The following is a 19,364-nucleotide window of genomic DNA, read 5'->3' on the forward strand; positions in this document are numbered from 1 at the left end:
TCAGCCAGTATGGTGCTCCGGCACTCCGGTAACTATCAGCCGTGGAAGTTTAAGCCAGAACTCTCAGCACCAGACTGACCGGTCCAGCGGGAGTCGAAGTCCTGTCTCTCCGTACTCTGAACCGTAGTCGTCAAGGGCGTCGGCAAGCTGGGGGAAGTCCGGGCGCAGCGCCTGTACTGCGTCACCGATTCCGACTGTTTCTCCGTTAATCCGGAAGTTCTTCAGGTGGCCGGCGATTGCTCCCTGGGTCTTGTCGAACCAGTAGTAACCGTCCCATGCCACGTACGGAGTGGCCCCGGTGGTCGACTGGAAGCTCCAGTGGTCGATCTGGACATACCGGCATGTCAGCATAGCTACCGCGAAACGTTTCGGCTCTGACAGGAGGAACCTTACGGCGTCACCGTTGTCGACGGTGATGGCGCGCTTTGAGTATTCGACGCACAAAGGGTTGCTGAACGCCAGCCACCAAGACGGCTTCTCGGCTTCACCGAACTGGTGCCACGTGCACTCGCCCGCGAACGTAGGCTCGGTGAAGGGTTGAGGCGTCGTGGCGGGGGCGGCGTGGGAGGTCGCGGGAGCGCCCGCGATCAGAGTTAATGCTGCAGCTGCGGACGCGAGTAATCGTCGGATACGCATAAAGCTCCCCTTCGGCAGGTCATGCACTGCAGGTAAACAATCACTAACTTGTTGTTTCAGCGAAGCATGAGCCAGCAACCCAGCCGGTGGCAATAGGGCGTGCCAACTTGGCGACAACTCTCCAGCCGGGGGGGCGTTGCCGGTCACTTCCGGCTGCGGATAGCCAGGCCCAGCCCTCAGCGTTGCCCATCGGCTCATCCCAAGGCGGGCGCAGCTGCCAGGGCATCAGCGAAGATGATGATCTTGCCGCGGACCAGGAACCGGACAGCTACACCAGACAGACAGCCTCAGCAGACACCTGAGGCATCAGCCACGAGATGGCCGGTTCACCACCCTCGCCCAGCCCCTATGGACGCAAACCGTCCAGCCTCCACAACTACCCGGCGCATCATTTACCTGCCTGCGAACAGACACCCCTATGCCAGTCGGTCATACCCGCAGCCGCAGCCGGAAAGCAGCATCCTGACTACTTGATGACGGGGATGATCATCGCAGCTGCACACATTTCGCAGGTCGCGGTTCATAAGCTGCACACGAATCGGCCCCCGAGATGGTCAGGAGCCACGGGCACGTGTCCGAACCTCCAACGCGTCCCCTGTTCTGCGGGTTCGTGTGTTGCGTCAGTAGTCGCGGCGAACGGTTCCGCCTTAAGGCGGGGTCGACAGCCCGGCTGCACCGTTATGTGTCGTCGCAGAGGCAGATGAACGAGACACGGGAGCCTTCGGAGGCCCCCCTGAAGATCACGAAGAGGGACGTCGGCGAAGACACCATCGCCTACACCCTCAGTTCCGGCGACAAGGCCCGGCTTTCCCAGGACACCATGATCGGACCCACAGTCAAGGTCACCGGCGGCGGAGGCGAGAAGTATCTCAACTCCGATCGAGGCTACACATACACCGGACCCGGCGGCGTCACGTTTACCCTGCACTCCGACGCGGTGACTGCGGAAAGAGGCAAGGACAACGTGTGTCTTGATTTTCCGAACAAGATCATCGATCCAGAAGGAGGCGGGGCCCCCTCCCGCCACTTTTAGTCGGCGGCGCAGCCATCACAGGGCTGAGCCTCATCGTCCTGCGCTCCACAAGATCACGACAGCCTCTGATATCGGTCCCGCAGAGTAACCTTCGCAGGGCTTAGCGTGGGGCTCGCGGCCGGTTCCAAACTCTGCAATGGCGGACACGACCCCTGCTGTTTGCGGCTGGTGACAGAGTTCTTACCGGCACCCCTCACGGCCGGCTGACCTCTGAGGCAGCGTGGACGCTGCCATCGCCGCTCGCAGTGCCCGGGGCATGCGCCGGGAGACGTCGTATGGCCGGGACACAGAGAAGCGCGAGAGTGGCGGGGACCGCAATGACCGTCATCGCGTACAGAGTGGGCCGCACGCCGAGGGATTCGGACACCGGACCGGCGAGCGCCAGGCCGACTGGCATCAGTCCGGCCGACAGCAAATGGTCGTAGGAGCTCACGCGGGACAGGGCATTCCCAGGCACCTGTGTCTGCAGCGCTGTCTCCCACAGGACGAAGAAGAGGGAGACAGCAACGCCGGTGACCGCTTCGAGGACCGCGATCAAGATGAGCGGTGCACCGGATCCGATGATGATCGCCTGACAGGAGGCCACCGCCAGCGCCGCAGCGGCCAGGGCCATAGGCCGCGTGATCTTGAGCCGGTAGGCGCATACATCGCCGACGATGGCCCCGATACCGAAGGCCGCCACCACCACCGACCAGCTTGCCGCACCACCCCACTCACGCTCGGCAAGCACGGGGCCCAGCACATAGACCGACGGCAGCACCACAACGTGGTAGACCGCCATGCCAGCCAGGCCGGACAATACCCACGTCCGGCTGCGCACCTGAACCCAGCCGGCGCGCAGTTCCGCGAGAAAGGTCCCCCCAGCAGCGCCCTGCACTGTCTCGGATGCCGTCTCGCGGGTCCTGAGCCGGGCCAGGAACGCGGCGCTGACAGCGAAGGTCAAGGCGTCCAGGGCCAGGGCGCCTCCAGGGCCGGCCAGTGCGACCAGTCCACCGGCCAGGGCCGGACCGAGCACCAGCCCGGACGACTGGACGACTCCGCGCAGGGCATTCGCCTCCCGCAGCCGGTCTGGTTCGACCACCAGCGGCATCAGTCCTGTGGAAGCGGGCATGAAGAACGCATCCGCCGTGCCGAACAGGATCATCAGCAGGGCAAGGTGCGGAACCTCGGCGACACCGGTCAGCAGCAGTACGGCAATGAGCCCCTGCACGGCGAACCGCACCAGGTCGGAGACCAGCATGATGCGGTGGCGCCGGAAGCGGTCCGCCCACACCCCGCCCACCAGGGTGAACAGCAGCATAGGCACCAGCCCGGCGGCCGCCACCAGGCCAACGTCAGAGGCGGACCCGCCCACCGAGAGCACTGCAAAGGGCACGGCCACGAACGACACACGGTCGCCCAGCACCGACAGGGACTGTCCGATGAACAGGCGGGCGAACTGCGGTTCATCACGCAGCACGCCAGGGATCAAGGATTTCATGCAGGAGCCGTTCAGAGACAGGAGGGCAGATTGCGCAGCGCCCGATCGTAAGAAGGACCGTCCTCGCAAGTCACCTGAATTTCCCCCCAGGGCCGCTCCAGCCTGCCGTAGGGCGCCAGATACCTGCGGATGTTGAACGTATTGTCACAATCATCGATAAATCCCGGTAGCAGATCGGCAGTACTCACTACTCATCCAGCTAACGCGACGAAGCCGGGCAATCCGCACGTAGCAGCGCTGCAGCCGCCGGTCATACAGGGGACGGCCGGTCTCACCCTCGGGAGTGCGCGGGCCAGGCACCATTACCGCCCGGGCTGTCAGCTCCGGGTCCAGGAGGCTGTGCATGTCGAGCTCGAACCGGCCGTAAGGGTCACGGGAGTCCAGAACAGCGGGGAGCCCGCCTGTCCGGCCTGCGGAGCAGGCTGGTCGCGGCGGTGGTCGCCACCGCCTCGTCGCGGGTGAACTCCGCCACGACCCCGGACCTTCTCCTGATCGGGCGCTTTCGCCGCGACCGTCGGACGTTTCAGGAGGTCCGTGGTCACCACCGCGGCGACGTCCTCGTCACGGGCCAGGGTGTGGATCGCGGTGATCTTCTCCTGCGGAGTGACAGGCTTGACGACCTGCCGGCCGACCTGCCGGTTGGCCTCGTCCGGTGTCCACCGGCTCCTGCCCTCGGGCGGGGTGAAAACCGTGGCCCACCGTTCCTCGTCGTCGACGATGGACGCCATGATCTTGTGGACGGTGAAGGACACCCCGGACACCCGGCGGTCCTCTGGCCACTTCGACGCGGTCCACCTCGCCGACCTCACCTGCGAGTACGACACCCCGATGTCCTCGGCGAGGCGGAGCAGCGAGTCCTTGACCGTGAACAGCTCATCGCCGCGTTCCTGGCCGCCGGCCTCGCGCATCGGCTCGACTTCGAGGGCGTAGTCGCCGATCGTGAACTGGATGCGGCTGGACGTCTAGACCAGTTTCCGCAGCTCAGCCACGATCGCCGCATAACGGTTTCCGCTGACGCTGCCGACCTTGTCGGCGGACTCGATCTCTTCGGGCATGGCTTCCACCACCCACCGCGGACCGGTGCACGGCCAAGCGGCCGTGGCGAGACCCGGCTCGCTTCCCGACCGAGAGTCGGACCGGAAATAAGACGATCACAACGAAAAGCCGTAATTGGCCACGTTCTGAAAGGATTTGGGTTCCGGGTGCGTTCGCGGTGCGGTCACTGTGACCGTTCACCGAACGTTTCCTTCCGGGCCCTCCAGGCCCTCGTGACACGCCGCCGCGAGCAGTAGACCGCATTCGAACGGCGGTCCACCCCGGCTACCCAAGTCGCCCCGCACTCGGAGCACCCGGCCCTGCCAGCGCCACTCAACTCCGCGGCCACCCGCTTGCGCAACCGGCGGTCCCGGCGCCCCTGCCTGGAACGACATGCTGCCGAGCAGTACACAGCAGTAGGCCGTGCGTCCGGCCGCAACCGTTCACCCCAGCCCTCACACACCCTTTCCCCGGCCCCCGGCGTCCTTGGACACCCAGCCAGCCTAGGGCCCAAAGCTACTCAAAACCGGGGATCGAAAACAGGCTCTCAGCTTCGCGGCGATCTCATCCAGTTGGGCATCCAGTTTCAGCCCCGACCGCACATACCGCGCGGCAAACTGCCTGGAGTCCTCTTCGTCGGCCGTCACGAGTGTCGTCCGTCGTCCCCCTTCCCTTTCCCGCATCGCGGGCCGATCGCTGCCGGGAGGGGACGGGTGCATGGACAGCATCGTTCCAGCACCGGAAGCCGGGACCGGGCGTTGACGGGACGCATGTCCGGTGCGCTGTTCACCCGCCGGAGCACGTGACAGAGCCCGGCCGGGGTGACGACGGGACCCGGCCGGGCTCTGCGTGCGTGGGATGGTGCTGGGCTCAGAAGTCCTCGTCGCGCACGTCCCAGTCGCGCAGGTCTTCCTCGCGGCGGCGCTCCCGCTCCGGGTCCGCGCCCCTGTCGTCGTGGGACGGCTCCGGGTGGACGGGGTCCTGACCCGGGCGGGGCGTGCGCTCCTGCTCCTGGTGGCCCCTGCGGGGTTCCTGGTGTTTGTCCTGCATATCGCCCATGACGGGTGACTCCTCCATGCGTGGCGGCTCTCCCCTTCACGTTCACACGCACCGTGACCGACTGCATCATCTCGGCAGCGGATGGTGGCGCGCGGGTGACGGCAGGAGCCCGACAGACGACGTCGGCAGGCGCGGTCGGCTGCGGGCCCTGAGGATGGTTGCCGACCACCTGCTCCCTTGTCGCCAAGGAGTCTTCCCGTGCTGGAACGCATCCCTCGCAAGAGCCGTACCGAGGTCACTTTCGTCCTGCCCCCTGATACCCCGGCGGGCCCGGCCAGCGTCGTCGGGGACTTCAACGACTGGCAGCCCGGGACCCACCCCCTGCTGGCCCGCCGCGACGGCAACCGGGCCGTGACCGTGGCCCTCCCCGGCGGGAGCGCACACTCTTTCCGCTACCTGGCCGCGGGCGACTACTGGTTCAACGACGAGGACGCCGACGGCCACGACGGCGTCAACAGCCGCCTGCACACCTGAACAGCCCAGCACCGTGACCAGCGCCCGGGCGCCGGCGTTGGATCGACCGGCACGTGTCCCCGGCCCCGCCATCTGAAGCCGGGGCACGCGCGACGGCCCTGCTACCGCGCCCGGCGGCAGGGCCGCACCCCTTGGCCCGGGTCCGGCCGCAGCCGTGGTTTACTCACCACCGGGCCAGTCGTTGACACAGGCGTGAACGAGAACAGCAGGACCGTTCCTGCGCCGCGGCCCGCCTCCTGGGGACAGGGAGACGGCTATGGGAGACCTCGGATACGCCGATCTACGGCGAGGTCGTGAGACTCTGGCTCCACGCCGGGAGGAAAGTGCCCCGGCTCGCCGGGCGCAAGACACGGCATCAGATGGCCTTACAGGCATGGCCAGACGGAAGCGCGGTGTGCAGCCCAAGCCCCCGGAGAGTCCGTACCTGGAGGCGCTCCGCCTCCAGGTACGGGGACGTGGCGTGTGGGACTTGTCTGCGGTTACTGGGCGAAGCTGAGCCGGATGACGGTTTTCACGGGAGAGGGAGTAGCGGTCAGTGGCAGCGATGATGTCGGTGGGGACCGGGTCGTGCTTGACGGTCCGGCCCTTCGAACCGGGGGACCTGGTGGTGGTGGGGGGGCCTGGAGCTGGTCGAGGGGGACCGGCTGACCGGGCGTCCCGCGGTGACCGCGGAGGTCTTCGGGCAGGTTCTTGCCCGATGCCATCCCTGCGATGCGGCACTCTCACTGCTTCCGGAACCGCGCACGGACGTGGCGGTCGCCGCCGGCGGCGAGGTTGCGGGGGCCGCCGGCTGGGCCGTTGGTACGCAGGGTGAAGGGCTGCTTTTGTGGCTGCACTGCCTGGAGGACGACCAGCAGATCTCGCAGGTCCTGGTACGGCACGGTGTGGAGCTGGCGGGCCGGCGGACGGTGCGGGCGTTCGGCAGGCCAACGGCGATGGCGTCCGCGGGTCTTGCGGTACGCAACCGGCGGGGCAGCGCGGTGGCGCTGGAGGCCGCGGGATTCTCCCGCGAGGACGGCTGGAGCTACCTGCATTGCCGCCTCCATCAGCTGCAGCGCCCGCCCTACGAGATCGTCGACATCACCGAAAGCCCTGACCCGTACGGGTGGTATGTACGGCTGAGGGAGAAGGACGGCACCCCCATCGGAAAGGCCGTCGTCAGCCGCCCCGTCGAGGGGACCGCGGTCCTGGAATGGATCAGCCTGACCTCCCAGGAGAACCGGACCGGTCACCTTCACTGCGACAGTGCCTGGCGCACCTCGCCGACCGGGGCATCCGCGAACTCGTTGTCCTCCTCGAGGCCCCCACCGACCCTTCCGCCAGCCAGGACCTGGTCGCAGAACTCCATCAGCAGGAAGCTTCCAGGAGATCGACCGGCTCCACCCCCACACCCGCCGCCCGTAAACCGTCCTCGGGTGGGCGGGAGATGTGCTCGTCCGGTCACGTGAGTCGGCTTGCCCGTCGGCGGAGGGGTGGCAGACTCTCGTCCGGCGGGCCCTCCGCGGCGGGAAGCGCCGTGAGCGCCCGCCCGAAATTGGCACGACGGAACGATCAAGGACGCGAAGATGGCGACAGGCACCGTGAAGTGGTTCAACGCTGAGAAGGGATATGGGTTCATCACCCAGGACGACGGCGGCCCGGACCTGTTCGTCCACTACTCCGCCATCCAGTCCACCGGCTTCAAGGAACTCCACGAAGCAGACCGCGTCGAATACAGCGTCGCCAAAGGCCCCAAGGGACTCCAGGCCGAACAAGTCCACCGCCGGTAGACCCAAGAGCCGACAGCAGGAACGACATCACCCAACCGGCTGCTGCCGCCCCCCTCTTCTCTTCTGCCGACAGGCCGACGCTCTCTGCCCGTCCGGCACAACCCGCCTGTCCGCTTGCGGCTCATGTACCCCTGGCAACATGCGCGACGATAGACGGGCGCGGTGACGGAGCCGCTGCGAGGCCGGAGTGCAAAGGGGGTACTGGTGGACATCGAGGATCCGAGGCTCTGGGAGGACTTGTTCGTCCGCGATGTCGAGGAACAGCCCGCACGGTTCGTGCGCCCTGCTGATACCGGCGACGCCACCTGGGCTGTCTACGAGCACGGCTCCTACCTCGGCACGGTGAAGGCAGACTAGGCTGGCAGCGAGACAATGTGGCGCTCTGCAACTATCCGTAAAACCCACCGCCGGCTCGACGACGCCATCAGGGCAATGCGGCGGCCACCGTCCTGGCCACGGGAACGCGCGCAGGCCAGCGGCTGGGCCCGCCGTCTCCTGGCCGACGACTCCCTGATCGCCCTCGACGTGGAGACCACGGGGCTGACCGACGCCTACGCGGTGCAGATCGCCGCCGTCGACCGCCGCGGCGCGGTGGTCTTCAACGAGTACGTCCAGCCGAACGCCGTCCTGGAGCCGGCCGCCGTCGCCGTGCACGGCGTCACCCCCGACCGCCTCGCCCAGGCCCCGACCTTCGCGGAGCTCCTGCCCCGTCTCACGGACCTCCTCCACGGCCGGGTCGCGGCCACGGCCGGGTCGCGGCCTTCGACCGCAGCGTCATCGAGCGAGAGCTCCGCCACCACCACGGCGACGCCGCAGCAGTCAACGCGTGGCTGGCCCGGGTCCGGTGGGAGGACGCGATGGTGCCGTACGCGGTGTGGCGGGGACTGTGGTCTGTCAAGCGCGGTGCCTACCGCAACCAGGCGCTCGGCGGCCCGCACGATGCCGTCGCCGACGCGCGGCTCGTCATTGCGGAGCTCAAACAGATGGCCGCGACACCGTCCACCTCACCCTGGTGATCTTCCCCGCCCGGAAGTGAAGGCCAGAGCCGTACTCGCAGCTACTCTCACAAACGCTCATTTGTGAGAGTCACGCGATGCAACCTTCTTCGGCCGAGCGGCGGGAGCTGGCGCATGGCCAGGCCGAGGCGCAGGGGAAGTCGCCGAAGAGCCGACGAGACCTGAGCTGGAGTGGTTTTCTTCCTGGAGGACGTCGACCGGAATGCCATGTGCAGGCGGCAGGCTGGCGCAGCTGGGAGCGAGGGGCTCAGGCCCCGGTGCCCCCTGGCGCCCACTGCCGTCAGCGACGGGGAAATCGCTTTGCACCGAGGGTAGTGGGGGCCAGGGGCGACGAAGCCCAAATGCCGTTGCTTTTGGTGTCGGGGGTTCAGTCCGGCCTGTTGCTACTGAGGGGCCACGGTGAGGGTGAGGCGGACTGCCGCGAGGAGCTGATCGTCGCTGGCGCCCATTTGGCGTGCAGTGGTGACGTAGGTGAGGGCGACCTGGGCGAGTTGGTCGTCGATGGCGGGTCGTGGGTGCGCCGGTGGGGTGACTCGAGTGCCTGCTCCGCGGCGGCTTCTGACCATTCCTGCTGATTCCAGCTCGCGATAGGCCCTGGCAACAGTGGCGACGGCGAGCCCGAGGTCTGCAGCAAGCTGCCGTACCGGGGGAAGCCGGTCGCCTTCGGCAAGGTGGCCGCCCAAGACCAGGTCGGCCACTTGGGCACGGACTTGCTCGTATGCGGGGATGGCGCTGGCGGTGTCCACGTGTACGGTCAGCTGGTTCATACTGCGGCCCGCCGGAAGCCGTGCTGCTTGGTCAGTTTGTCGAGCAGGTAGACGAAGGCCGATCCGCCCATTGCCATAGTCAGGTAGGCGGTCAGGCGCATCGGGGCCAGCCACCAGTTCGTGCAACTGTCAGCGAGGCTGTCGAACAGGATGTGGGCGACCAGGGCTGAAGAGAAGAGTGAGGATGCCAGTAGGCAGCCCCAGGCGTAGAGCACGGCTCCGGCAGAGGCCTTGCGCATGGCGGTATCTTTGGCGTCGCTCTCTGGGCCTGCCGTGACTGCGGGACGGCTGACGATCTTTTGCAGGACTAGCAGGCACACGCTGGCACTTCCAGCGAGCGAGAGGGTCGTGGCTGCAATCGCGGGCGCGCCCATCCAGGTAGCCGGAAAGCTGGTGGCCATCTCACCGCAGGTAAGGCGGATGCCGCCCCGGCCGGCTGAGTGCGAGGCCGCGACAGCAGCCATGGCCGTCAGTAGCCCGGAGAGGCTCACGAGGGGTATGCCTAGCAGGGCATGGTGTCGGCGGGGCAGGTAGTCGCGGACCCGTCGGGTTGTCAGTGCTGCCGCCCGGACGCTGCCTGCCGGACCGGGAATGAGGAGCTTCTCCCGCGAGGACGCCTGCGAGCACGAAGAAGCCGAAGACCGGACCGGCAAGCCAGTCCCCCTGGAGGTGGGGAATCGGCAGGTATGCGAGCAGAGCGGCGGCAACGAGCCCGAGCGCCATTGCCCCTCGTCGCCAGCGTAAGGCCCGGCGTTCGTGCAGCAGGAGGTGATCGACAGCCCAGCGCTGCGGAAGCAGGAGCATCAGCAGGCCGATGATAAAGGGGACGGTCAGGAGTGTGTTGAAGCTGAGCAACAGTTGCAAGAGGTTCATAAGTTCCGCCAAGTTGTGCCAATGATGTGCAACATCATCACACTGGCCGCATGCTTGTATCAATAGGGCGGTACATCTTGTCGGCAGGCGAGGGCCGTTTCGCCATGTGCCCACTTGCGGCTTCCACCTGTTTCCCTCTTCAGTCTCCACCACCGGTAGACCTTCGGGGCTTCTGGGCAGAATTTCCGAAGGAGGTCCTGGCAAGTCGCCCTTTACTCCTCTTCGTCCTCGTCGAGTTCGACTGTGTCCGGATCGCGCAGCGGCGCAGGCCGCCGCCAGCCTGCCGGAGTGGAGGCGGTGAAGCTGTAGCGGCCGAGCATGTTGAGGTTCTTGTGCTTGAGCGGGGACAGGGGAGCGGTGTCCTCGTCCCGGATCTCGTGGCCTCGGCGCGGAGCCGGGCGACGGCGGCGTCGATGTACCGGGTCGTCCCCAGGACCACTGCGTTCAGGACCAGGCCGAGCGAGCCGAGCTGGTCTTATCCGAACTAGCCCAGCTCGGCGGTAGGTCCGTCTGCGAGCCGTCGTTCACCACGGAAAGTAGTCGTGAAGAAGTTGGGCGGACGGGTTCCGTCGGGCGTGTCGTGCACGTCGTCCGCGCGCTTTGCGGTCCTACTGGGAGAACGCGTAGGTCCGGACGGGGTCGAGGTGCAGTTCGAAGGGCCCGAAACAGTCGGCCGCGAGGGTCGCGACCGGAGCGCCGCAGGGGCAGGCCCGGTTGAGTCCCTCGTCGCCTCTCGGTCCGCAGCAGCCACTGCCGTTCTCCCAGTTGGGCAGTGGCTGAAGGCCGGCGGCGTCATCAGGGTGCACCAGCACTGTGTGTCGGCTGCCGGCCGAGATGACGAAGCCTTCTTCATGGCAGACCACAGGTCCGCGGGACTGAGCTGGCTTCGGGTCCTCCTGATCGTCCTGCACGACGTAGGGAGGTCCCCACGGCTCGGGATCGATCGCGTAGTGGCCCCGCGGAACAGTGGCCGGTGCCCGCCGTGTCTTCTTGTCCCGGTCGCGCTCGTCGTCTGAGACGTCAGGGACGGCGGCAAGCTCGGCGAGCTCCGGCGTGATCGCGGTGCCGCACTTGGCACAGAGGAAGACGGTCATCCCCTCGTTGTAGTGCTCAGGACTGCCCCTTCGCATCCTCGTTTCGCTGCTCGGAGTCGATGCGTGCGACGACGCCACGGAGATCGGGCATGCCCAGGTGGACGGTGGTATGCCGGGCCGCGAGGTCGCGCATGGCGGCGAGCTTCTGCTCGGCGGCGGCGAGGCTGGCCTCGATCGCGGCGACTTCGCCGAGCCATCCCTGTTCCTTGGCCTCCTGGAGCCGGTCGAGCAGGTTCGCGTGGATCTCCTCCAGGCGGGGCATCTGCTCGGGATCGGGCCGCAGGACAGGGCAGCGGATGCAGGCGTGTTCATGGACGCAGGGGGTGCCGAAGTCGCGTGCGCAGACGCCGAGGGCGACCTTCCGCAGCTCGAAATGGGCGAGGAAGTCCTGCCACTCCTGTGCGGTGGGCTCGCGGTACTCCTCTCCGGGTCGCAGTGCCCGGCGGCGGGCGATGAAGGACCGGTGGTGGTTGATGACGTCCTCGGGATAGATCGCGGCATAGCCGAGGGTCGTGTCGACCGTCCGGTGGCCGCAGATGCGGGCGGCGATGTGCGGGGGCAGACCGGAGCGGAGGGCGTCGGTCACGAAGATTCTCCGGAAGTCGTGGGGTGTGTATCGCAGCTGCTCGCTTCCGGGCCCGGTCAGCCCGCTCGTGGCGAGGGCATCGTTGAGGCAGGTGTAGATGTAGTTGCGCGGGATGGCCCGGTCTTCCGGGCCGCAGCGGCGCTGGAAGAGGAACGGCATCGATGCACTCCAGAGCCGTTCCAGACTGTCGTAGGCGGAGACCAGGGGCATGGCCTGCTGCCCGCGCCGGACGCGATGGATGATCGCAGTGAGCACCTCGCCGAGCTCTGGTGAGACCAGCAGCAGCCGCTCCTGGTCGAGCTTGGACGGGGCAACCTGGAGCATGGGCACGATCTCGCCGGTGGTGGGCAGCTGGTAGGCGACGAAGCTGTGGTGGGTGAGTTCGAGTGCTTCCTCGATGCACATGCCGGTGTGGCGAAGGACTTCGACGATGGCCCAGGCCCAGAAGGCGCGTTCCTCTTCCACGGTCAGGTCCCGGCGCCGGCCGGTGGCGGGGTCGTCGGCGTAGATGCGGGAGGACACCCCGGCGCGGCGGAGGAGGTTCTCGCCCGCCGGAGTGGTGAACGGGGCTCCGGCCGGGGTCTCCTGCCCGGTGGCGAGACAGGTCTGGGCGTCCTTGAGCTGGCGCTCGACGGCTTTGACCAGGGCCGGGAGTGCGGGCAGCAGGGTGCGGGTGCGCTGGTCCATGGCCGCCTTGCGGCGGGCACGGTTCTTGCTGTGGTCGGTGTCGCTGTCGCGGACCGGGCAGGGTGCGACCCACGGGCCCCAGCGCGTCGGCTCGTCGGCAGCCCAGCGGGCGAGATCCTGGTAGAATGTGCGGACCCAGCTGAACACAGTGTGCGCGTTGACCCGCGGCCGGATGGGGGTGCCGTGCCGGTCACGGACCATGCGGACGCGCTCCCGCCAGGCGGTGACGATGCCGGCGTCCAGCCGCAGCGAGTCGATGCCTGGGTGGTGCTTCTCCAGGTCGCGCCAGAACAGTCCGGCCAGGGTGCGGGCCATGTCCTCCAGCGTGGTGTAGTCGACGTCCACCGCGCGCTCGGTGAGGTAGTCGACCAGGAGGTCTCGTATCGCGGTGCAGGTGATGCCCTGCCGGTCGACCAGGGCTGCCGGTGTCAACTGTCCCGGCAGCATCACCGTCTTCAGCCGCGCCGGGGCATCAGGGCCGAAGACGCCGAGGCCCGCGAGGAGCGCGTAGAAAAGGTGCTTGCCGTGGTAGCCGTTGGTCTGGTGCTCGCCGATGGCGTGCTGCAGCTCGACGCAGTCGCCGATGGTGACGTCGTGGACGGTCCCGCCCTTGGAGGTCACGATCCAGGTGACGCGGTTGAGTGCGTTGTTGCAGTCGTTGGCTCCCGCGTGGCCGGTGGCCGTGTACTGGTCCTTGAGCGCCGCGAAACCGTCGGGATCGGTGACGCTGCGGATGTGCGCCAGCAGTTGCGAAGGGCGCTGCCGCAGTAGCCACCGGTAGGCGGGGCGTACGACTTGGCCGCCCAGCAGCGGGATCATGCCGCAGCACAGATCGGCGCGGTCGTACTTGCGTGCCCGCTGGTGCTCGGCGAGCCACTGCATTGGCAGCCGCGTCCACTCCCGGCCTGCTTCCTCGGCTCCGCTGGCCATCCAGCGCTCCTGCCAGGTGCCGCCGGGCTGGTCCTCCAGCCAGTCCAGTAGCTTGATCAGACCGCGGTGCCGTGAGCGCTGATTGGCATCGCTGTCCGCGGTGAACGGCAGCGCGAGTGTGCGCTCCAGCACCTGTTCGCGCGGTTCCTCCGTCTGCCACCAGGTCGTCGGCGCTTCGCGTTTCTCCTGGCCGGGAGGCAAGGGGGCGTGGCGGACGGGGGCGGAGGGCCGGGCAGTCACGGTCGCGGTGGTCATGCCGGGCCTCCACCGAGGGCGGCCGTGCCGAGCAGCGTCTGGAGAACCTCGGAACGGTAGCCCGGGGCGGGCATCACCGGTTTGACGGGCTCAGCAGCCTGCCGGGCGTGGTGGGCCAGCACGTGCGCGACGACCTCGTCTTCAGCGGGTTCGAGGTACTGCTCCGTGGTGCTGATGTGGAGATGGCCAAGGACCCATTGGACGTCGGTGAGCGAGAGCTTGGGGTCGCGCACCATGCGTTTGGCCGCGCTGTGCCGCAGGTCATGCAGGGTCCAGTTCGCTCCCAGGGTCTCGTTGGCCCGAGTGAACACCATGCGGGCCGCGTCGTAGCTCAGCAACCTGATCGGGCGCCGGAGGGTCCACCACAGTGGTTCCTCCGGCCCGTCGAGGGCCTGCGGGCGGATCTGCTGCTGGTAGAGCCGCAGCCATACGAACGCGTCGCTGGAGGCGGGGATCCATTGCAGGGCCCGGGAGCCCTTGCGGATGACGCCGATCGTCTGGTCACCGGGGCTGACCCGGTCGCGGCTGACCCCGAGGAGTTCCGAGGCGCGCGGGCCGGCCGAGATGTAGAAGGCGACCAGCGCGCGGTCGCGGTGCGAGGGCAGGGCCGCGAACAGTTCGTTAAATGCCTGGTCGGGAATGCCACGCGGGGTTCGCCGGGGTTCCTTCGGCTGGTAGGGGGCCCGGCGGGCAGGGCGTTTGAAGGCGTGCACCGGGTTGTGGTGGGCGTTGAGGTGCTCGTCCTCGGCGCGCTTGGTCTTCGGGAACGGGTTGAGCAGCGGCCGTCCGTGCATGTCGCGGTGGTACTCGTAGAAGCTGCGGACGACTGCCCGCGCGTGCCTCCGGGTGCGTGCCGCGTAGTTCTCGCCCGCGTACCGCTTGCCAGTCACCGGATTGACCGACCCGGGCGCCGGGGCGTCCGGCCGCCGGGGCCGCGGCGGCTTTTTGACCATCTTCAGCCAAAGTGCGAAGTCTCGGGCCTCCGCCCGGCCGGCCCGGTCCCACGGCACGTCGAGGGCCCACAGGAACCGGAACCAGGCCAGCAGCTCGTACGCGTACGAGCGGAGCGAGGCCGGGCTGTCGTCGTCGGCAAGCATGTCGAGCAGGAACTCGCTGACCGCCGCCACCTCAATCCCGTCCCGGTCGAGCAGCCGGTACGGCAGCGACGGATCGCCGGTCTCCTCCACCCGGCCGACCCTCGGCACCGCGAGCGCCGTGACGTCCCGTAACTGCATGCCCTCTTGCACCTGAGCCTCCACGAGCTGCTGTGGTCTCCAACAGCTCGTGATGACAGCACATCAGGAAGGTGATGTGGCACGGCTTCCGAGGCAAGCTGACCGGCCTGGTGCTTGGTCCCGTCACCGTGCGTCGATCTCCGGGGACTCGTCGGCTCACACCCCGGTAGTTCGGTCAACAGGTCCTCCATACCGTCGCGGTACGCCTGGTGGATGGTGCCGCGCTTGCCGTGGCACACATCCCGGGCCAGCTTGTGCCGGGATTCCTGCACGGTGAGCTGGCGGTTCATCTGGCGGCGGTATGTGTCGTCGACCGGGTCGACCACGCGGAGCAGGTGCTCGGTCTTGGCGATCCGCCCGTACTCGGCGAACGCCTGCCCCAGCTGGGTGGGGTGTCCTTCGCGGCCGAACATCCGCAGCAGGTCGTAGGCGCGGACCTGGTTGGGGGCCTTGACCCCTGATCCTGGACACACGAGACAGTGGATCCTGAGGATCTGAAGGACGGACATCTCGTGGTCATGAAGAACTGTCCGCCGCAGTTCAGGGCGGACGCGGTCGCGCTGTACCAGTCACGGCCCGGAGCGACGATCAAGCAGATCGCCGCCGATCTGGGAATCAACCCCGAAACCCTGCGCAACTGGATCCGAGCCGCTGGCGCGAGCCGGCCCCGCGGACACCAAGCGCAGGCGCCGGCCCAGCCGGCGGTGCCGTTGGAGGCGGAGAACGCCGCTCTTCGGATGAAGATCCGCGAGCTGGAGGAGGAGCGCGAGATCCTGAGGAAGGCGGCGAAGTATTTCGCCGGGGAGACGCGCTGGTGAACCGCTTCCAGTTCGTCGCCGACTACCAGCGCCGGTACGGCGTCAAGCGGTTAAGCCGGATTCTGGGGATCGCCCGCTCCAGCTTCTACTGCTGGCGCGCGACAGCCTCCGACCGAGCCGCCCGCCAGGCGGCCGACGCCCGGCTCGCCACCCGAATACCGGTCGTGCACCAGCAATCGGACGGAACCTACGGCGTCCCCAGGATCACTGCCGAGCTCCGAGAGGACGGCGAGCCGGTCAACCACAAGCGGGTCGCCCGCATCATGCGGAGCATCGGGCTCGCAGGCCTGCGGCTTCGCCGCAGGCACCGCACCACCGTCCCCGACCAGGCCGCGGCCAACGCCCCCGACCTGCTCGGACGTGACTTCACCGCGACCGAGATGAACACGAAGTACGTCGGCGATATCACCTATCTACCGCTGGACGGTGGGAAGTTCCTCTATCTGGCGGCCGTGATCGACCTCGCCTCACGTCGCCTGGCCGGCTGGGCGATCGCCGGTCACATGCGCACGGAACTCGTCACCGACGCCCTGGCCGCGGCCCGGCGGACCCGCGGCAGCCTGACCGGTGCGATCATGCACACCGATCACGGCTCGCAGTACAAGAGCCGGGCATCCGCCGAAGCCTGCACGTCAGCAGGAGTGATCCAGAGCATGGGCGCGATCGGGTCCAGCGCGGACAACGCGCTGGCGGAGTCTTTCAACACGACCTTCAAACGCGAAACGCTCGACTCAGCTGGAATGCGCTGATCTCACCGACCCGCTCCAGCGACCGGGCGAAGGCCGTGCCCGTCGTCCGCGTCGGCGGCCGACGCAGCCGCTCCAACTCCGAGAACCGCCCGCCCTCCGGCACCACCAGCGTGGCCACCAGATCCGCTGGCAGCGCTGGATCCGCGCGGTGAGCCGCCCTGGCCACGGCGGCGTACAGCCGCTTCTCCGCGATCGTGCGGACCTCGGACACCTGTCGGGCCAGCACCGAGACACCCGGCAGTAGTACCCGGTTCCTGCGCAGCCAGCCCACCGCCTGGTTGAACAGGGCCACCGGCCCCTCCGGGTGCGTCCACGCCCGGCCGTGAGGCTCAGGCCTCGTCGGCTCCTCGGAGAACTTCCCGTACGCCTCGACCTGATCATCAGTTAAGAAATCAACCGGCATGAGGCGGACCGTAGTCAGGCCCCACCCATGATCAACGATCTTTCAGTAAACCCTGCTCCGGCGACGATCACTGTGCTAGCCGACCATGATCATTCTCAGCGCCAACGGCTGTGCTGATGTTCCCCGATGCCGGGGGAGCCGTATCACTCGAAGAGCCGGTGATGGCGGGGCGGTCCAGCCGCGGGCCCAGGACTCGCTGCAGAGGACGGGTGAATGTGGGTGAGCAGGCTGCGCATCTGGTTGGAGGTGCGGGTGGCTTCCGCAGCGAGGTCCTGGTCGAAGCCGGTCAGGACGGTCAGCTCGGCGTTGATCTCGTCGGTGAGTTCCAGAGACCGCAGGGTGTGGGCAGAGTCCGCGATGACCTCCGCGGTCCTTCGCGTCGGTCTTAGCTTCTCCCGGATAGAGCTCCGCATTCCGCTGCATCGCCAGTCCGGGCAGGTAGGCGACCTGGCAGTCGACATCGCGGACGACGGTCAGAAGCAGGGCGCCGTATGGATGCCGACTGGTGCACAATGACAGGAAGTCGAATTTGGCCTTTAGCTTGTCGAAAACGGCTCGCGGCTTCGGCTCGCTGTTGGGCCGACGTCCAGGTTGAGGAACACGCCCACGCCTTCGGTGTCTAACCTCGCACTCTTTCCAGTCAGTAATCGTTCCGGCCTCGACAATGGCACCGTGGTCGCGCGTCCATGCTATGCAGACCTGCCGCCCGCAACCGACCGGCATTGCACCGGACTGGGCGGTGTCCGGGTCTCTTATCAGCGCCTGTGACGGCACATACCGGTCCCGGCGACACCCTCCAGGTCGTCCGTTCGAGAAGTTGGGCAGCATCCTCGACGGAGGCGGGCACCAAGTCATGGATCGCCGGCCGGCGATGGATAACAAACTCGCCACTACGGACGAACGGCGGAACTCCAAGCCGGTGATTGGCTACTGCTTCGTTGACTCCGCCGCCGACGACCACTCCCCGCCTGGCACGCGGTCACGGGGAACATTGCCCGCCTGACGGTACTACGGCACCAATCGAACTTGCATCTGCAAATGGTAGCGTCGGCACCAGGGTCCCGCAAACGCTACAGGCTACCCGGCAGGGCTACTTTCATGATCAACGGCGACGCCGCGCTGCGAGTCCGCAGAGATTACCTGCGTCCAAGGATCAGCATCGTCTACTCAGGAAGTTTTTCTGCCTTCTGCGAAGATGAGACGCGAGGAAAGAACTGATTCTATTGGATCGCGAGCCGGCTAAGGGTCGGCAGCAGAGACGCAGGCATTGATGGACAGGACGGCGCAGCCTCGGGTTGGAGCTTTGACGCGATATATAGTGCCGATACGGGCACAGAGCATTTCTCGCGCATTCATACGTCGCGCCGACTGGCGCAGATCGAAGACGGCAAATAGGGCGATCGCCGAGTATTTCCCCGATAGGGCGATTTCGAACGGGGCAATGGGGGCCCAGAATGCAGATGACTATTTCGAGCTTTTCGCCCCGCGGATGGTCCGACGGCAAGAACAAGCTGCTTGCGCTGATGCGGTATGTCTAGACGAATGGCCGACCCCATGACAATCCCCCTGCGACGTGCTTCCACCGCTTGTACCGGCTCCATCGATGGCTTAGTCTGCAGGGCTGAGGAGGCGGCTTGCAGTCAGTTGCACTGGATCACGCGCCAAGCGGCCCGGCACCCCCAGCGTCCCCCTTCCCCCACCGACAGCCTGCGCCGATGGTGCGGCATCCTGCTCGAGGCCCTCGCGACCTTCCACGACGCTTTGGCGTCCCTACCTGGACCACACGCGCGATTTTGGCGTCTCCGACTAGCAATGATCGCCAACCAGCACCTGACGTCTCTCACTGGGGGCCTGCCGACTCGCCGTTGGCTAGTCCATGCCTACCACCGCACTCAAACCCGCGCCAACCCCAGCCTCGATCGTCCCCTTTATCTCGCCTGGCTCCCCGAGCTGACAGCTGCGGCCAACGACCTCATCGTCCATAGTGCCGCAGCAGCAGTTCACACCACACGCACCCAGCCCTACCCTCCCACCGCAGCCCATCTCCTCCAGGCCCGTCATGCCCTTCAGCACGCCTGCCTTGACCTCTCCATCAGCCCCCCCAGACCCTGACGGGCTTGTCACGACAGTACGTTCGTGTGGCCGCTAGTCTAAGGGACTCGTGGATACACTGGCGGATCTTAAGGATACTGACGATTGATCACAGAGGCCGATCCGCCATGGCATGAACGGCGCCAAAGAATTAGGGGATAAAGGCCGCGAAAGTTCAGGTATCGGGCGAGGCGTTCGAGGTTCTCGTCCGTGATCTTGCTTCCAGACGTAGGGTTCGGGGTCGGTGTTTCAGGCGCGATTCGGTTACAGATGTCCTTTTCCAAGGCCCTGGAGGGAGCTGTGAGCGCCTTGCTGTATCGGCTTGTCTAATCAGCTCGCGTGGGGGTGGGCCAGCCGAGCCGAGGAGCTCAAGA

Annotated in this window: 18 protein-coding genes and 5 pseudogenes; 9 read left to right on the top strand and 14 right to left on the bottom strand. The window is 67.0% G+C overall.

Annotated features, from left to right (window positions below):
- Positions 1–63 precede the first annotated feature (63 nt).
- The gene (locus AC2RP6_RS01635) at positions 64–636 is read right to left on the bottom strand and encodes a hypothetical protein (protein ID WP_486444443.1); all 573 of its coding nucleotides are present in this window, start codon (positions 634–636) and stop codon (positions 64–66) included.
- A 700-nt stretch (positions 637–1,336) separates the two neighbouring features.
- Here AC2RP6_RS01635 and AC2RP6_RS01640 point away from each other — a divergent pair.
- A complete protein-coding gene (locus AC2RP6_RS01640; protein ID WP_486444444.1) occupies positions 1,337–1,669 on the top strand; it encodes a hypothetical protein in 333 nt (110 codons plus the stop codon).
- A 193-nt stretch (positions 1,670–1,862) separates the two neighbouring features.
- On the opposite strand, the gene AC2RP6_RS01645 is transcribed toward AC2RP6_RS01640, so the two are convergent.
- From AC2RP6_RS01645 to AC2RP6_RS01655, 3 genes are all read right to left on the bottom strand, one after another.
- The gene (locus AC2RP6_RS01645) at positions 1,863–3,149 is read right to left on the bottom strand and encodes an MFS transporter (RefSeq protein ID WP_486444445.1); all 1,287 of its coding nucleotides are present in this window, start codon (positions 3,147–3,149) and stop codon (positions 1,863–1,865) included.
- A 317-nt stretch (positions 3,150–3,466) separates the two neighbouring features.
- Positions 3,467–4,057, bottom strand: a complete 591-nt coding sequence (locus AC2RP6_RS01650) for a DUF6192 family protein (RefSeq protein ID WP_486444446.1) — start codon at positions 4,055–4,057, stop codon at positions 3,467–3,469.
- A gap of 997 nt (positions 4,058–5,054) precedes the next feature.
- On the bottom strand, positions 5,055–5,243 hold the full coding sequence (locus tag AC2RP6_RS01655; RefSeq protein ID WP_486444447.1) for a hypothetical protein: 189 nt from the start codon (positions 5,241–5,243) through the stop codon (positions 5,055–5,057).
- Between the two features lie 198 nt (positions 5,244–5,441).
- Here AC2RP6_RS01655 and AC2RP6_RS01660 point away from each other — a divergent pair, with 198 nt between their 5' ends.
- A complete protein-coding gene (locus AC2RP6_RS01660; RefSeq protein ID WP_486444448.1) occupies positions 5,442–5,717 on the top strand; it encodes an isoamylase early set domain-containing protein in 276 nt (91 codons plus the stop codon).
- A gap of 722 nt (positions 5,718–6,439) precedes the next feature.
- Here the strand turns inward: AC2RP6_RS01660 and AC2RP6_RS01665 are convergent.
- Complete coding sequence (locus AC2RP6_RS01665) at positions 6,440–6,751, bottom strand: hypothetical protein (protein WP_486444449.1); 312 nt, start codon at positions 6,749–6,751, stop codon at positions 6,440–6,442.
- A gap of 531 nt (positions 6,752–7,282) precedes the next feature.
- Between AC2RP6_RS01665 and AC2RP6_RS01670 the strand changes: the two genes are divergently transcribed.
- From AC2RP6_RS01670 to AC2RP6_RS01685, 4 genes and pseudogenes are all read left to right on the top strand, one after another.
- Positions 7,283–7,486, top strand: a complete 204-nt coding sequence (locus AC2RP6_RS01670; protein ID WP_470115975.1) for a cold-shock protein — start codon at positions 7,283–7,285, stop codon at positions 7,484–7,486.
- A gap of 204 nt (positions 7,487–7,690) precedes the next feature.
- Positions 7,691–7,843, top strand: coding sequence for a hypothetical protein (locus tag AC2RP6_RS01675; RefSeq protein WP_486444450.1), 153 nt, complete (start codon positions 7,691–7,693; stop codon positions 7,841–7,843).
- 75 nt (positions 7,844–7,918) lie between these two features.
- Positions 7,919–8,212 (top strand): annotated as a pseudogene (locus tag AC2RP6_RS01680) (3'-5' exonuclease); the annotation flags it as partial.
- A gap of 131 nt (positions 8,213–8,343) precedes the next feature.
- Positions 8,344–8,502: a hypothetical protein gene (locus AC2RP6_RS01685; protein WP_486444632.1), complete on the top strand. Its 159-nt coding sequence runs from the start codon at positions 8,344–8,346 to the stop codon at positions 8,500–8,502.
- Between the two features lie 383 nt (positions 8,503–8,885).
- On the opposite strand, the gene AC2RP6_RS01690 is transcribed toward AC2RP6_RS01685, so the two are convergent.
- The gene (locus tag AC2RP6_RS01690; RefSeq protein ID WP_486444451.1) at positions 8,886–9,269 is read right to left on the bottom strand and encodes a GntR family transcriptional regulator; all 384 of its coding nucleotides are present in this window, start codon (positions 9,267–9,269) and stop codon (positions 8,886–8,888) included.
- Complete coding sequence (locus AC2RP6_RS01695) at positions 9,266–9,670, bottom strand: hypothetical protein (RefSeq protein WP_486444452.1); 405 nt, start codon at positions 9,668–9,670, stop codon at positions 9,266–9,268. Before AC2RP6_RS01695 ends, AC2RP6_RS01690 begins: the two co-directional genes overlap by 4 nt.
- A 355-nt stretch (positions 9,671–10,025) precedes the next feature.
- Between AC2RP6_RS01695 and AC2RP6_RS01700 the strand changes: the two genes are divergently transcribed.
- Positions 10,026–10,208, top strand: a complete 183-nt coding sequence (locus tag AC2RP6_RS01700) for a hypothetical protein (protein WP_486444453.1) — start codon at positions 10,026–10,028, stop codon at positions 10,206–10,208.
- A gap of 146 nt (positions 10,209–10,354) precedes the next feature.
- Here the strand turns inward: AC2RP6_RS01700 and AC2RP6_RS01705 are convergent.
- The 5 genes and pseudogenes from AC2RP6_RS01705 to AC2RP6_RS01725 form a co-directional block, all read right to left on the bottom strand.
- Positions 10,355–10,617: pseudogene (locus AC2RP6_RS01705) on the bottom strand (Tn3 family transposase); the annotation flags it as partial.
- 133 nt (positions 10,618–10,750) lie between these two features.
- Complete coding sequence (locus AC2RP6_RS01710) at positions 10,751–11,236, bottom strand: hypothetical protein (protein ID WP_486444454.1); 486 nt, start codon at positions 11,234–11,236, stop codon at positions 10,751–10,753.
- 16 nt (positions 11,237–11,252) lie between these two features.
- A complete protein-coding gene (locus tag AC2RP6_RS01715; RefSeq protein ID WP_486444455.1) occupies positions 11,253–13,694 on the bottom strand; it encodes a tyrosine-type recombinase/integrase in 2,442 nt (813 codons plus the stop codon).
- The gene (locus tag AC2RP6_RS01720; RefSeq protein WP_486444456.1) at positions 13,691–14,929 is read right to left on the bottom strand and encodes a tyrosine-type recombinase/integrase; all 1,239 of its coding nucleotides are present in this window, start codon (positions 14,927–14,929) and stop codon (positions 13,691–13,693) included. The genes AC2RP6_RS01715 and AC2RP6_RS01720 overlap by 4 nt, the downstream gene beginning before the upstream one ends.
- Before the next feature lie 167 nt (positions 14,930–15,096).
- Positions 15,097–15,366 (bottom strand): annotated as a pseudogene (locus AC2RP6_RS01725) (Tn3 family transposase); the annotation flags it as partial.
- An 81-nt stretch (positions 15,367–15,447) separates the two neighbouring features.
- Between AC2RP6_RS01725 and AC2RP6_RS01730 the strand changes: the two are divergent.
- Both AC2RP6_RS01730 and AC2RP6_RS01735 read left to right on the top strand, forming a co-directional pair.
- Positions 15,448–15,747 carry a transposase gene (locus AC2RP6_RS01730; RefSeq protein ID WP_486444618.1) on the top strand — a complete coding sequence of 100 codons (300 nt, stop codon included), beginning with the start codon at positions 15,448–15,450 and terminating at the stop codon, positions 15,745–15,747.
- Positions 15,744–16,496: an IS3 family transposase gene (locus tag AC2RP6_RS01735; RefSeq protein ID WP_486444457.1), complete on the top strand. Its 753-nt coding sequence runs from the start codon at positions 15,744–15,746 to the stop codon at positions 16,494–16,496. Before AC2RP6_RS01730 ends, AC2RP6_RS01735 begins: the two co-directional genes overlap by 4 nt.
- Here the strand turns inward: AC2RP6_RS01735 and AC2RP6_RS01740 are convergent.
- Together AC2RP6_RS01740 and AC2RP6_RS01745 are read right to left on the bottom strand one after the other, a co-directional pair.
- Positions 16,474–16,821: pseudogene (locus AC2RP6_RS01740) on the bottom strand (DUF4158 domain-containing protein); the annotation flags it as partial. The gene AC2RP6_RS01735 and the pseudogene AC2RP6_RS01740 sit on opposite strands and share 23 nt — an antisense overlap.
- 202 nt (positions 16,822–17,023) lie before the next feature.
- Positions 17,024–17,507, bottom strand: a pseudogene (locus AC2RP6_RS01745) (IS110 family transposase); the annotation flags it as partial.
- Positions 17,508–19,364: the final 1,857 nt, after the last annotated feature.

Source organism: Streptomyces sp. WAC03905, from assembly GCF_057371075.1.